The sequence below is a fragment of the Streptomyces xylophagus genome (assembly GCF_000716435.1).
Lineage (GTDB): Bacteria > Actinomycetota > Actinomycetes > Streptomycetales > Streptomycetaceae > Streptomyces > Streptomyces xylophagus.
This window is the reverse complement of sequence record NZ_JNWO01000026.1, coordinates 39,003-51,539: the sequence shown is the minus strand read 5'-3', so window position 1 is coordinate 51,539 and position 12,537 is coordinate 39,003. Positions and strand designations below refer to the sequence as shown.

10 protein-coding genes are annotated in these 12,537 nt (G+C 72.3%); 8 read left to right on the top strand and 2 right to left on the bottom strand.

The features are described 5' to 3' along the window. Positions 1 to 20: 20 nt before the first annotated feature. On the bottom strand, positions 21 to 485 hold the full coding sequence (locus OO70_RS40635) for a ferritin-like domain-containing protein (protein WP_043683524.1): 465 nt from the start codon (positions 483 to 485) through the stop codon (positions 21 to 23). Continuing rightward, positions 482 to 1,006, bottom strand: coding sequence for a hypothetical protein (locus tag OO70_RS40630; RefSeq protein ID WP_043683521.1), 525 nt, complete (start codon positions 1,004 to 1,006; stop codon positions 482 to 484). The genes OO70_RS40635 and OO70_RS40630 overlap by 4 nt, the downstream gene beginning before the upstream one ends. Before the next feature lie 217 nt (positions 1,007 to 1,223). Between OO70_RS40630 and rimP the strand changes: the two genes are divergently transcribed. The 8 genes from rimP to OO70_RS40585 all read left to right on the top strand — a co-directional run bounded on the left by rimP (position 1,224) and on the right by OO70_RS40585 (position 12,531). Then, entirely contained in the window at positions 1,224 to 1,748 is a 525-nt protein-coding gene (gene rimP / locus OO70_RS40625) for a ribosome maturation factor RimP (RefSeq protein ID WP_043683518.1), read from the top strand. A 2-nt stretch (positions 1,749 to 1,750) separates the two neighbouring features. Beyond that, entirely contained in the window at positions 1,751 to 2,749 is a 999-nt protein-coding gene (gene nusA, locus OO70_RS40620) for a transcription termination factor NusA (protein ID WP_043683515.1), read from the top strand. 90 nt (positions 2,750 to 2,839) lie between these two features. After that, positions 2,840 to 3,118 carry a YlxR family protein gene (locus OO70_RS40615; protein ID WP_078651745.1) on the top strand — a complete coding sequence of 93 codons (279 nt, stop codon included), beginning with the start codon at positions 2,840 to 2,842 and terminating at the stop codon, positions 3,116 to 3,118. Positions 3,119 to 3,265: 147 nt separating this feature from the next. After that, positions 3,266 to 6,457, top strand: a complete 3,192-nt coding sequence (gene infB / locus OO70_RS53095) for a translation initiation factor IF-2 (RefSeq protein WP_078651744.1) — start codon at positions 3,266 to 3,268, stop codon at positions 6,455 to 6,457. Between the two features lie 138 nt (positions 6,458 to 6,595). Further along, the gene (locus OO70_RS40600) at positions 6,596 to 6,889 is read left to right on the top strand and encodes a DUF503 domain-containing protein (RefSeq protein ID WP_019064765.1); all 294 of its coding nucleotides are present in this window, start codon (positions 6,596 to 6,598) and stop codon (positions 6,887 to 6,889) included. Between the two features lie 88 nt (positions 6,890 to 6,977). Further along, positions 6,978 to 7,427, top strand: a complete 450-nt coding sequence (gene rbfA, locus OO70_RS40595; RefSeq protein WP_043683505.1) for a 30S ribosome-binding factor RbfA — start codon at positions 6,978 to 6,980, stop codon at positions 7,425 to 7,427. After that, positions 7,424 to 8,329, top strand: coding sequence for a tRNA pseudouridine(55) synthase TruB (gene truB / locus OO70_RS40590; protein ID WP_043683503.1), 906 nt, complete (start codon positions 7,424 to 7,426; stop codon positions 8,327 to 8,329). Before rbfA ends, truB begins: the two co-directional genes overlap by 4 nt. 269 nt (positions 8,330 to 8,598) lie before the next feature. Next, positions 8,599 to 12,531, top strand: a complete 3,933-nt coding sequence (locus OO70_RS40585; protein WP_106971852.1) for a trypsin-like peptidase domain-containing protein — start codon at positions 8,599 to 8,601, stop codon at positions 12,529 to 12,531. Positions 12,532 to 12,537 lie beyond the last annotated feature (6 nt).

The window sequence follows — 12,537 nt, the reverse complement described above, 5'->3', positions numbered from 1 at the left end:
GTCCTGCGTCCCCGTGCGGATCACGCTGTGGGTGTCACCGAGGCCGTGGGGGTCGCGGCCCGCTCGGCGAGACCTGGGAAGGGTACGCTCCCGCCGCGCCAGCGCACCGCCCGGACCGCCGCTTCGCGCAGCGCCTCGGTGGCCGTACCGCGCAGCCCGTCCGTCGAGGCCCGCACCAGGTCCGAGTAGACCCCGGCCACGCGGTCCTCCAGCTCCGCGGCGAGCCGTACGGCCGCGGTCGAGTCCGGCACCGGGAACGGCAGCGCGTACGCGGCGGACGCGGCCACGGGCTTGCCGCCCAGGTCCCGTACCTCGCGGACCAGTGCGTCCCGCCGGGCGCGGTGGGCGTCGTAGGCCGCCTTGGCCTCCGTGCGCCGGCCCTCGCGGATACGGCCGCCGACCACGCCGTAGCCGTACACCGCCGCGTGCTCGGCGGCCAGCGCCGCCTGCAGCGCGGTCAGTTCCGCGATCTTCTCCTCGCTCACTTGGCACCCTCCGTCAGCAGATACGCGTGCGCGGCGCCGGCGGCGGCCACCGAGGCCAGCAGCCGGGCCAGCTCACCGGGCAGGTCGAGCAGCGCCTTGGCCCGCCGGTCGGCGAGGGTCCGCTCGGCGGCGGCCAGCCCGGTCAGGGCGTCGCTCTCGGTCGCGGGCACGGCGGAAGCCGACGGCGAGGCAGTGGCCGTAGCGGACGTCGTGGCCGTAGGGCCACTGCTTCCGCCCCCGAAGGCCGTCGCATGCCGCACGACCTCCGCGCGGAGCGGGGTCAGGCGGTCCGTCAGTGTGGGGTGGGCGGCGATGACCGCGTCGTAGTGCCCGAGCAGGGTCTCGCTGTCGGTGGCCGCACGCGCGCGTGCGCGTTCGGCGGCCGACGGGCTGCCCGCGGTGTTCTCGGAGTCGTCCGCGTCGGTGGAGCAGCCCGCCAGAAGGGCGGCTCCGGCAGCCGAGGCGAGCAGGCTCCTTCTGCGCAGCCCCGGGAGGGTGCGCGGAGGTGGGGGGAACGGCACGGCAGATCGTCCTCGGGGGGCTCGTACGAACGAAAAGGCGGGCGAAAAGACGGGAGGGGCGGCATGCCCGTGATCACGGTACCCGCGCGCCTGCCCGACGGCAGTCACCGGCACCGGTCCGTCCGCAGGTGGACGGCAACACACCCTGGGACCGGATACCCTTTGACCAGACACGCGCCCTACCCACAACAGCACACGCGGCCGAGGAGTCACCCGGATGAGCACGACCCAGAGCGAGAGGCTGCGAGAACTGCTGGAACCGCTCGTCAGCTCCCAGGGACTCGATCTCGAAGAGGTCGAAGTGGACTCGGTCGGACGCAAGCGGGTGCTGCGCGTGGTCGTCGATTCCGACACGGGTGCCGATCTGGACCAGATCGCGGATGTGAGCCGCGCGCTCTCCGCGAAGCTCGACGAGACCGACGCGATGGGCGCGGGGGAGTACACCCTGGAAGTCGGGACTCCCGGTGCCGAGCGCGAGCTCACCGAGCACCGTCACTACGTACGTGCCACCGACCGGCTGGTGAAGTTCCAGCTGGCCGAGAGCGGCGAGCTGGTCGCCCGGATCATCGAGGTGGACGACGACGGCATCGACGTCGAGGTGCCCGGCGTGAAGGGGCGCAAGCCCACCGCCAGACGGCTCGCCCTCGCGGATGTCGTCAAGGCCCGCGTCCAGGTCGAGTTCAACCGCAAGAGCAAGAACGAAGAGCACGCAGAAGACACTGAGAACGAAGAGGAGGCGTAGCCGTGGACATCGACATGAGTGCCCTGCGGGGCTTGGTGCGGGAGAAGGAGATCTCCTTCAGCCTGTTGGTCGAGGCGATCGAGTCGGCCCTCCTCATCGCCTACCGCCGTACCGAGGGAAGCCGCCACCACGCGCGCGTGGAGCTCAACCGGGAGACCGGCCATGTGACGGTGTGGGCGAAGGAGGACCCCGAGGACCTGGAGGAGGGGCAGGAGCCGCGCGAGTTCGACGACACCCCGTCCGACTTCGGCCGTATCGCCGCCACCACCGCCAAGCAGGTCATCCTGCAGCGGCTGCGCGACGCCCAGGACGACGCGACGCTCGGCGAGTACGCGGGCCGCGAGGGCGACATCGTCACCGGCGTGGTCCAGCAGGGCCGCGACCCGAAGAACGTGCTCGTCGACATCGGCAAGCTGGAGGCCATCCTGCCGGTGCAGGAGCAGGTCCCCGGCGAGACGTACCCGCACGGCCTGCGCCTCCGGTCGTACGTCGTCCGGGTGGCGAAGGGTGTGCGCGGGCCGTCCGTGACGCTGTCCCGTACGCATCCCAATCTGGTGAAGAAGCTGTTCGCCATGGAGGTGCCGGAGATCGCCGACGGGTCGGTCGAGATCGCCGCCATCGCGCGCGAGGCCGGCCACCGCACGAAGATCGCCGTCCGCTCCACCCGCAGCGGCCTGAACGCCAAGGGCGCCTGCATCGGCCCCATGGGCGGCCGGGTGCGCGCGGTGATGGGCGAGCTGAACGGCGAGAAGATCGACATCGTCGACTGGTCGGACGACCCGGCCGACATGGTGGCCAACGCGCTGTCCCCGGCCCGGGTCTCCCGGGTCGAGGTGGTGGACCTCGCGGCCCGCTCCGCGCGCGTGACGGTGCCGGACTACCAGCTGTCGCTGGCGATCGGCAAGGAAGGGCAGAATGCCCGACTTGCGGCCCGGCTGACGGGCTGGCGGATCGACATCCGTCCGGACACCGAACAGCCGTCCGACCAGGGCGGGGAATAGATCTCGGCCGCGAGTGGCTGAGATCACGACAACAACCGTTCGATTCTTGCCCCAAAGGGGTGAGGTCGGTGCGGGGAGGTAGACTTAGCAGTGTCTGGCCGGACGCGAGCCCGCGCATGCCCTGAGCGCACCTGTGTGGGGTGCCGGGAGCGAGCGGCCAAGAAGGAACTGCTGCGCATCGTGGCGGTCGAGGGTGAATGCGTCCCCGATCATCGCGGTACGCTGCCCGGCCGGGGTGCGTATCTGCATCCCGCCCTGGTCTGTCTCGACCTGGCGGTACGCCGCCGGGCGTTCCCGCGGGCGCTGCGTGCCCAGGGATCGCTCGACACAAAGGCGTTGCGCCTCTACGTCGAGCAGGCAACACCGTAAGAGCGAGTCGTACGGAACCTCCGTGCGGCCCGGTATTCCGCGAGTTGGAAGTAGGTCGAGATTGCGATGAGCACTCGATGAGCACGCGATGAGTACGCCCATGAAGTAGCGACGGTCCGGACGCAACCCGGACCTAAAAGGAGCGAAGTGGCTAAGGTCCGGGTATACGAACTCGCCAAGGAGTTCGGGGTGGAGAGCAAGGTCGTCATGGCCAAGCTCCAAGAACTCGGTGAATTTGTCCGTTCGGCGTCCTCGACGATCGAGGCGCCCGTTGTACGCAAGCTGACAGACGCCCTCCAGCAGGGCAGCGGAGGCGGCAAGCCCGCCCCCGCTCGTAAGGCTGCCCCGGCACGTCCGGGCGCCCCCTCTCCGGCGCAGGGTGCCCGTCCGGGTCCTGCCGCCCCGCGTCCGCCGGCCCCGAAGCCGGTCGTCGCCGAGAGCGCCGCCGCGGCTCCCGCAGCCCCGGTCGCGCCCGCCGCACCGGCCTCCGTCGGTGGCTCCGGCCCCCGTCCGGGCCCGCGGCCCGCGCCGCGTCCGGCCCCGGCCTCGCCGGCGCCGACCACGCCCGAGTTCACCGCGCCTCCGGCGGCTCCCGCGGCTCCGGCCGCGCCTGCCTCCACCGGCGGTTCCGCTCCCCGTCCGGGCGCCCCGCGTCCGGCGAGCCAGGCTCCCCGTCCGGGCGGTGCCCGTCCGGCCGGTCCCGGTCAGGGCGGCCAGGGTCGTGGCGACCGTCCCGAGCGCAGTGACCGCGGCGACCGTCCCGGCGCACCGCGTCCGGCCGGTCAGGGCGCGCGTCCCGGTGCTCGTCCGGCCGGTCCCCGTCCGGGCAACAACCCGTTCACCTCCGGTGGTTCCACCGGCATGGCGCGCCCCGGTGCGCCCCGTCCCGGTGCCCCGCGTCCCGGCGGTCAGGACCGCCCGGGTGGTGCTCCCGGCGGCGCTCCGCGTCCGCAGGGTGCCGGTCAGGGCGGTCCCCGTCCCCAGGGTGCTGCGGGCGGTGCCCGTCCCGGCGCTCCCGGTGGCGCGCGTCCGTCTCCGGGCGGCATGCCCCGCCCGCAGGGCGGCGCTCCGCGTCCGGGCGGTGGCCCCGGTGGCAACCGTCCCAACCCCGGCATGATGCCGCAGCGTCCCGCCGCGGGCAGCAGCCCCCGTCCCGGTGGCGGCCCCGGTGGCCGTGGTCCCGGTGCCGGTGGCGGTCGTCCCGGCGGTCCCGGTGGCGGCGGCGGTCGTCCCGGTGGTGGCGGCGGCTTCGCCGGTCGTCCCGGTGGCGGCGGTGGCGGTTTCGCCGGTCGTCCCGCGGGTCCCGGTGGCGGTGGCGGCGGTTTCGCCGGCCGTCCGGGTGCTCCCGCCGGTGGCGGCGGTGGCCGTCCCGGCTTCGGTGGTCGTCCCGGTGGTCCCGGTGGCCGTGGTGGCACACAGGGCGCCTTCGGTCGTCCCGGTGGTCCCGCGCGTCGTGGTCGCAAGTCGAAGCGGCAGAGGCGCCAGGAGTACGAGGCCATGCAGGCCCCGTCGGTCGGCGGTGTGATGCTGCCTCGTGGCAACGGACAGTCCGTCCGTCTGTCGCGCGGTGCGTCCCTCACCGACTTCGCCGAGAAGATCAACGCCAACCCGGCGTCGCTCGTCGGCGTGATGATGAACCTCGGCGAGATGGTCACTGCCACGCAGTCCGTCTCCGACGAGACGCTGAAGCTCCTCGCGGACGAGATGAACTTCGTCCTCGAGATCGTCAGCCCCGAGGAGGAGGACCGCGAGCTGCTCGAGTCCTTCGACATCGAGTTCGGCGAGGACGAGGGTGGCGAGGAGTTCCTCGTCGCGCGTCCGCCGGTCGTGACCGTCATGGGTCACGTCGACCACGGTAAGACCCGACTGCTGGACACCATCCGCAAGACGAACGTCGTCGCGGGCGAGGCCGGCGGTATCACGCAGCACATCGGTGCGTACCAGGTCGCGACCGAGGTCAACGGCGAAGAGCGTCGCATCACCTTCATCGACACCCCGGGTCACGAGGCGTTCACCGCCATGCGTGCCCGTGGTGCCAAGTCGACCGACATCGCGATCCTCGTGGTGGCGGCCAACGACGGTGTGATGCCCCAGACGATCGAGGCGTTGAACCACGCCAAGGCGGCCGACGTGCCGATCGTGGTCGCGGTCAACAAGATCGACGTCGAGGGCGCCGACCCGACCAAGGTGCGCGGTCAGCTCACCGAGTTCGGTCTGGTGGCCGAGGAGTACGGCGGCGACACGATGTTCGTCGACATCTCCGCCAAGCAGGGTCTGAACATCGACGCCCTGCTCGAGGCCGTGGTCCTGACCGCGGACGCCTCGCTCGACCTGCGGGCCAACCCGGAGCAGGACGCGCAGGGCATCGCGATCGAGTCCCACCTCGACCGCGGCCGCGGCGCCGTCGCGACCGTCCTGGTCCAGCGAGGCACCCTGCGGGTCGGCGACACCATGGTGGTCGGCGACGCGTACGGCCGTGTCCGCGCGATGCTCGACGACAAGGGCGACAACGTGGAAGAGGCGGGTCCCTCGACCCCGGTCCTCGTCCTCGGACTCACCAACGTCCCGGGCGCCGGCGACAACTTCCTCGTCGTCGACGAGGACCGCACGGCACGTCAGATCGCCGAGAAGCGCGCGGCGCGCGAGCGCAACGCCAACTTCGCCCGGCGCGGAGTCCGGTTCTCCCTGGAGAACCTGGACGAGGCCCTCAAGGCCGGTCTGGTGCAGGAACTCAACCTCATCATCAAGGGCGACGCGTCCGGTTCGGTGGAGGCTCTCGAGTCCTCGCTGCTCCAGCTCGACGTCGGCGAAGAGGTCGACATCCGCGTCCTGCACCGCGGCGTGGGTGCGGTCACCGAGTCGGACATCGACCTGGCGACCGGCTCCGACGCGATCGTCATCGGCTTCAACGTCCGCGCTGCGGGCCGCGCGGCGCAGATGGCGGAGCGCGAGGGCGTCGACGTCCGGTACTACTCGGTGATCTACCAGGCCATCGAGGAGATCGAGGCGGCCCTGAAGGGCATGCTCAAGCCGGAGTACGAGGAGGTCGAGCTCGGCACGGCGGAGATCCGCGAGGTCTTCAAGTCGTCCAAGCTGGGCAACATCGCCGGTGTCCTGGTCCGCTCCGGAGAGGTCAAGCGCAACACCAAGGCGCGCCTCGTCCGCGACGGCAAGGTCATCGCCGAGAGCCTCAACATCTCCGGTCTGCGTCGCTTCAAGGACGACGTCACCGAGATCCGCGAAGGGTTCGAGGGCGGTATCAACCTCGGCAACTTCAACGACATCAAGGTCGACGACGTCATCGCGACGTACGAGATGCGCGAGAAGCCTCGCGGCTGATCGTCACAGCACGCGATCGGGGCCGGTCGGCGGGAGCAGAATTTCCGTCGATCGGCCCCGGCCGTTGCGTGTACGGTTCCTGTATCGGCGTCCGAGACCGGCGCCCATACCCCGAACCGGCGGGACATCCGGACACACATGTATGTGGGGACTCTGTCCTTCGATCTGCTCCTCGGCGACGTCCACTCGCTGAAGGAGAAACGCTCTCTCGTCCGTCCGATCGTGGCCGAACTCCAGCGCAAGTACGCGGTGAGCGCGGCCGAGACGGGCAGTCAGGACCTCCATCGCAGGGCCGAGATCGGGCTCGCGGTGGTCTCCGGGGACACGGGACACCTCACCGACGTACTGGACCGCTGCGAGCGACTCGTCGCCGCGCGGCCCGAGGTGGAACTGCTCTCCGTTCGACGCAGACTCCACAGCGACGAAGACTGAAGCCAGACGAAGACCGAAGCCGGACGAAGACCGAAGCAAGCAGCAAGACGTAGTTGCAGCAAGACGTAGTTACTAAGGAGACGGACCAGTGGCCGACAACGCGCGTGCCAAGAGGCTGGCGGACCTCATCCGAGAGGTGGTGGCCCAGAAGCTGCAGCGCGGCATCAAGGACCCCCGGCTCGGCACCCACGTCACCATCACGGACACCCGCGTCACGGGCGACCTGCGGGAGGCGACCGTCTTCTACACGGTCTACGGCGACGACGAGGTGCGGGCCGAGGCGGCCGCCGGTCTGGAGAGCGCCAGGGGCGTCCTGCGCTCCGCCGTCGGCGCGGCGGCCGGCGTGAAGTTCACGCCGACCCTCACCTTCGTCGCGGACGCCCTCCCGGACACCGCCAAGACCATCGAGGACCTCCTCGACAAGGCCCGGCAGTCCGACGAGAAGGTCCGCGAGGTCTCGGCGGGCGCCGCCTACGCCGGTGACGCGGACCCGTACAAGAAGCCCGGCGAGGACGACGAGGACGACGCCTCCGAATGACCGAGAAAACCCCGACGCCCGACGGCCTTGTCATCGTGGACAAGCCGTCGGGCTTCACCTCTCACGACGTGGTCGCCAAGATGCGCGGCATCGCCCGCACCCGCCGCGTGGGCCACGCGGGCACCCTCGACCCCATGGCGACGGGCGTGCTCGTCCTCGGAGTCGAGAAGGCGACAAAGCTCCTCGGCCATCTCGCGCTGACGGAGAAGGAGTACCTGGGCACGATCCGCCTGGGCCAGAGCACCCTGACCGACGACGCCGAGGGCGAGATCACGGGGTCGGTCGACGCCTCGAAGGTCACCCGGGACGCCGTCGACGCCGGGATCGCCAAGCTCAGCGGCGCGATCATGCAGGTCCCCTCCAAGGTCAGCGCCATCAAGATCAACGGCGTGCGCTCGTACAAACGGGCCCGCGACGGCGAGGACTTCGAGATCCCCGCCCGCCCCGTCACCATCTCCTCCTTCGCGGTCTACGACGTCCGGGACGCCGTAGCCGAGGACGGCACCCCCGTCCTGGACCTGGTGGTCTCGGTGGTCTGCTCGTCCGGCACCTACATCCGGGCGCTCGCCCGCGACCTGGGCGCGGACCTCGGCGTGGGCGGCCATCTGACCGCCCTGCGCCGCACCCGCGTCGGCCCGTACAAGCTGGACGCGGCCAGGACCCTGGACCAGCTCCAGGAGGAGCTGACGGTGATGCCGATCGCCGAGGCCGCGGAAGCCGCGTTCCCGCGCTGGTCCGTGGACTCCCGGCGGGCGAAGCTCCTGCTCAACGGAGTCCGTCTGGAGATCCCCGAGGAGTACACGGGCGTCGGCGCGGTCGGCGTCTTCGACCCCGAGGGCCGTTTCCTGGCCCTGGTCGAGGAACAGAAGGGCAAGGCCAAGAGCCTCGCGGTCTTCGCCTGAGTGACACCCCCGGAGACTTCTCCGGGGGTCCAACTCCCGCCCGTGGAGCGGCGGTCACGGGGTCCACGTTCCCGCCGCTCCACGGTCCCCCCTCGGTTCCCCCACCCCTAGGGTGTATCCAACCCTCCGCGTCTATTCACCCACCTGGGCAGGCGCTCGGAGTGAACCGAGGGAGCGGAAGGGGGCGCGTTCACCACGCGATCTGTCCCGCCGATCACGCCACGCCTACCGTCGAACACAGGGCATGGGTACGGCGGGGAGGTTCGACCATGGCGGGACGTGGCCCGCGGACGGGCGCCGGCCGTCGTACGCGGGAAGACACACGAGAAGGTACGCGGGCAGAACGGTCAACGCAGGTCGCCGCACCCGCTGTTGGCGACGCGACCGGCGCGGCGCCTGCTGCCGGTGACGGCGCCTGCGCTGCGCCCTCTGCCGGCGACGGGTCCCTGGTGCGCATCCGTGACCTGGCCGGGCGCCCGCGCGGCACCGGGTTCGTCGCCGATCACCACGGCACGGTGATCACCAGCCACGAGGCGGTCGACGGACTGCCCCGCCTGGTGCTACACGCCGCCGGCGACCGCACCTGCCTGGTGACCGCCGACGCGGTGACTCCACTGCCCGCCCTGGACCTGGCCCTCGTCCGCACCGAGGGCTTGGGCGTCGACCCCCTCCCCGTCACCGTCCGGAACCGTGTCGAGACCGGCACATACGTACGCATCGCCGCGGGCTGCTGGCGCGAGGCCCGTGTCCTGGGCGCGACCTCCGTGACCTACACGGCCACCGACCGTTTCCATCTCCTCGACGACGCCCTGGAGTTGGCGATCGGCACGGCGGGCCGGGACGCGCTGCGGCTGGGCGGGGGAGCGGCCGGCGGCCCGGTCCTCGACGCGGTGACCGGAGCGGTGGTCGGCGTCCTCGGCACGGCGCTGCAGTCCGGGCAACGGGACACGGGGTTCGCGGTGCCCCTACGCCAAGTCCGGGATGTCTGGCCCCCGTTGGGTGAACTCCTCGCCCGCAACGCGGCGACCGTGCCCGCGTACGGCGCCGACCTCAATCTGGCGGGAGTGCTGGAGCTGACGGCCACCTCGGTGGGGTCGGACGGACCGCCGGGGGCGCTCGCGGGGTTCGTCGGCCCCAGCCGTGACGCCGACGGCTCGTGCGTGGTGGAGCCCGTCGAACGCCCCTCGGTGGCACGGGAGTTCACCGAGTTCACTGCGAGCTCGGCCGCCGTACTCGGCCTCGTCGGGTCCCCGGGCAGTGGCCGTACGACCGAACTCGCGGCGCTCGCCGCGCGGCGCAACGGGGGTGCGGAACCGGCGCCCACGCTGTGGTTGCGCGGCGCCGATCTGCGGGACGGTGACATGTCGGTGGCGGACGCGGTGCGCAGGACGGTGGAGCGGGCGGCACGCATCGTCGCGGCGTCGGTCTCGCTGCCGGGAGCCTCCGGAGACCTCGGTGACGTGAGCCCCGAGCGACTGGCGCGGGTGGCGTGCGACGCCGGGCGGCCGTTGCTGCTGCTGCTCGACGGGCCGGAGGAGATGCCGCCGGTGCTGGCGCATCGGCTGGGTGAGTGGACTCGGGGGACGGGGGAGTGGTTGCGGGAGAGTGGGGCGCGGTTGGTGGTGGGGTGTCGGGCGGAGTACTGGGAAGGGGCGGGGTTTCCGAGGGAGTTGCTGTATGGCGGGGTTCCTTCTGGGGGGCTTGCGGCTGAGGAGGCAGGTCCGGATTGCTCTGCGGTGCCTGCGGCTGGAGAGGCTGGTCGGGGTCAATTCGGGGTGCCTGCGGCTGACGGTGGCGGTCTGGGTTGCTTTGGGGCGGCTGCGGCTGCGGCTGCAGGGGCTGGGCACGGTCAATTCAGGGTGCCTGCGGCTGACGGTGCCGGTCCGGCATTCTTCGGGGCTCCCGCACCCAACGCGGCCGGTCCGGCTTGCTCTGGGGCGCCCGCGCCTATCGACGCCGGTCCGCATCATTCAGCCCGTCCGGCGTTTGAGGACGAGGCCCCTTCAGGGCCGAAGCGGGGGTCTGGGGGCGCAGCCCCCAGGACGGTGCCCCCGGCATGCGTCCACCTCGGAGACCTGCGGCCCGACGAAGCCCGCCGAGCCCGCGCAGCGTACGGCGTTCCGGAGAGCGCCCTCGCCGACCCCGACGCCCGGCACCCCCTCACCCTCCGGCTCCTCTCCGACGTGCTCGCCGCGCTGCCGCCGCCCGCCGCACAGGGTGTCCAACTCGACCGTGACGATGTGTTCTCCGCCTACCTCGACCTCATGTGCCTCCGGATCGCCGTCCGCCTCGCCGCCGAGAACGGGCTGCGCGGCACCGCCGTACAGCGGCTCGCGGCGAAGGTGTCCGGGCAGGTGCACGAGGCGGCGCGGCGCAGTCTCGGGCCGGGGCAGGGGGAGTTGGACAGGGAGTCGTTCGAGGCGGTGTTCCCGTGGGGACCCGCACCGGCACGGCTCGGCGGTGGTACCGGGTGGGCGTCCGCCGTCCTCACCGAGGGACTCCTCGTGCCGGCCGGCAACGGATACCGCTTCGCCCACGAGGAGTTGGCCGACTGGATCCAGGGCATGCACCTCGACCTGGACGAGGCCCTGCGAGCGCTGGTGCACCGGTCCAGGACTCCAGGGGCCGGACATCCGCTCCCCGTACCGCACCACCGCATCGGCCCCGTCGTACAGGCGCTGCTGCTCCTCGCCCGGCAGCACGGCACCCGCCAACTGGCCGCGCGGCTGGAGGAGTTGGCGGAGGCTCTGAACGCCGACCCGCACTCATGGTGGGCGGCGCGGCTGCTGGCCGGGGTGCTGCTGCGGGTACCGGACGCGACGCCGTACCGCGGGGCGCTGCGGCTGCTCGCCGACCAGTTGGTGGCGCGGCGGGAGCAACAGGGCGGCGTACCAAGGGAGTTCGCACCGGAGTTCTGGTCCGCGCTGCACATCCAGGAGGCGGAGCGGTTCGCGTTGCTGCGGCGGCTCGTGCTCGCCGACGGTGCTCCGCAGGGCGGGACGATCGGGGCCCGATTCCTGGACACCGCCGCCGAGTTGCTCGTCGCCGACCCCACCGCCGTACAGCCGTTGCTGACGCGGTGGTTCGACGACGAGCGGCCGTTGCCCGCGACGCCGGACGCGACCGTGGCGACGGCCGCGCAGGCGCTGCTGCACACGCATCGGCGGCGGGCGTTGGACGATCTGACGGAGGTGCTCGTCGGCTGTGCGCACGGGCGGGCCGACGAACTCCTCGCCGTACTGGCCGAGGAGGAGCCGTCGGCCGTGTGCCGGGCCGTGGACCGGTGGGCGCACGACGAGCGGCCGGCCCGGCGGGTGGCGGCGGTGGCGTACGGACTGCGCACCGCCCCGCACGTACGGACCGAGGCCGACCGTGAACTCCTGCGCTACGCCGCCCAGTTCCTCCTCGCCCGCCCCGCCGACTCCACGCTGCACGGCGGCGCGCTCGCCCTCCTCGTCCGCGATCCGCACACCCGCGCCCGCCATCTCCCGCAGGCGCTACGGCACTTCGCGTCCGGCGACCCGCAGTTCCCGCCGAGCGCGCTGGCCGCCGCGCTGACCACCCACCCCGAACCGGTCCTCGACGCCTTCCGCGCCCGCCTGCACGGACCGCACGCGGGCGAGGCGATCCGCACCCTCGCCGACGTCACCACCCCCGCTCTCGCCCGCCGGGCCGCAGCCCTGGTGCGCGAGACCGTCGTACGGTGGCCGGAGACGGCCGCGCATCTCGGTGTCTACGTCGACCGGCGCCTCGACCACGGCCCCACCGCCCGGGCCGTCCTCCACCCCCTGGTCACCGGCCTCCTCGACGGCGGCCCGGAACCGGTCCGGACGGCCCTCGCGGGCGTGCTCGCCGCACCCGGCACTCCCGCCTCCCGCCCGCTGCGCCGCGAACTCCTGGAGTTCCTGCTCGCGCACGAGCACGACCCCGCCGTACTGGACGCACTGCTGCACGCGGCGGCGCAGCGCGACGACGACCAGATCCGCGACCTCGTCCATCGCACCGGCCGGCTGCTGGTCCGCACCCCCGCCGGCGCGACCCGCTTCGACCGCGGCCTCGTCGACCTGGGCCGCCACGTCCCCGGCTTCGCCATCCTGATGGCCCGCTGGCTGGCGGACACCCCGGAGGACTGGGCGGCGGTGGTCGGACCCAGCACGCGGCGCATGATCGAGAACCTGGCGGGGGTGGGGGTTCCCGCATAGCGGCCC

What these genes read in the sequence shown, in the direction of transcription:
- rimP (WP_043683518.1), top strand. Translation starts at nt 1,224, where the DNA reads ATGAGCACGACCCAGAGCGAGAGGCTGCGAGAACTGCTGGAACCGCTC.
- OO70_RS40600 (WP_019064765.1), top strand. Translation starts at nt 6,596, where the DNA reads ATGTATGTGGGGACTCTGTCCTTCGATCTGCTCCTCGGCGACGTCCAC.
- truB (WP_043683503.1), top strand. Translation starts at nt 7,424, where the DNA reads ATGACCGAGAAAACCCCGACGCCCGACGGCCTTGTCATCGTGGACAAG.
- OO70_RS40585 (WP_106971852.1), top strand. Translation starts at nt 8,599, where the DNA reads ATGGCGGGACGTGGCCCGCGGACGGGCGCCGGCCGTCGTACGCGGGAA.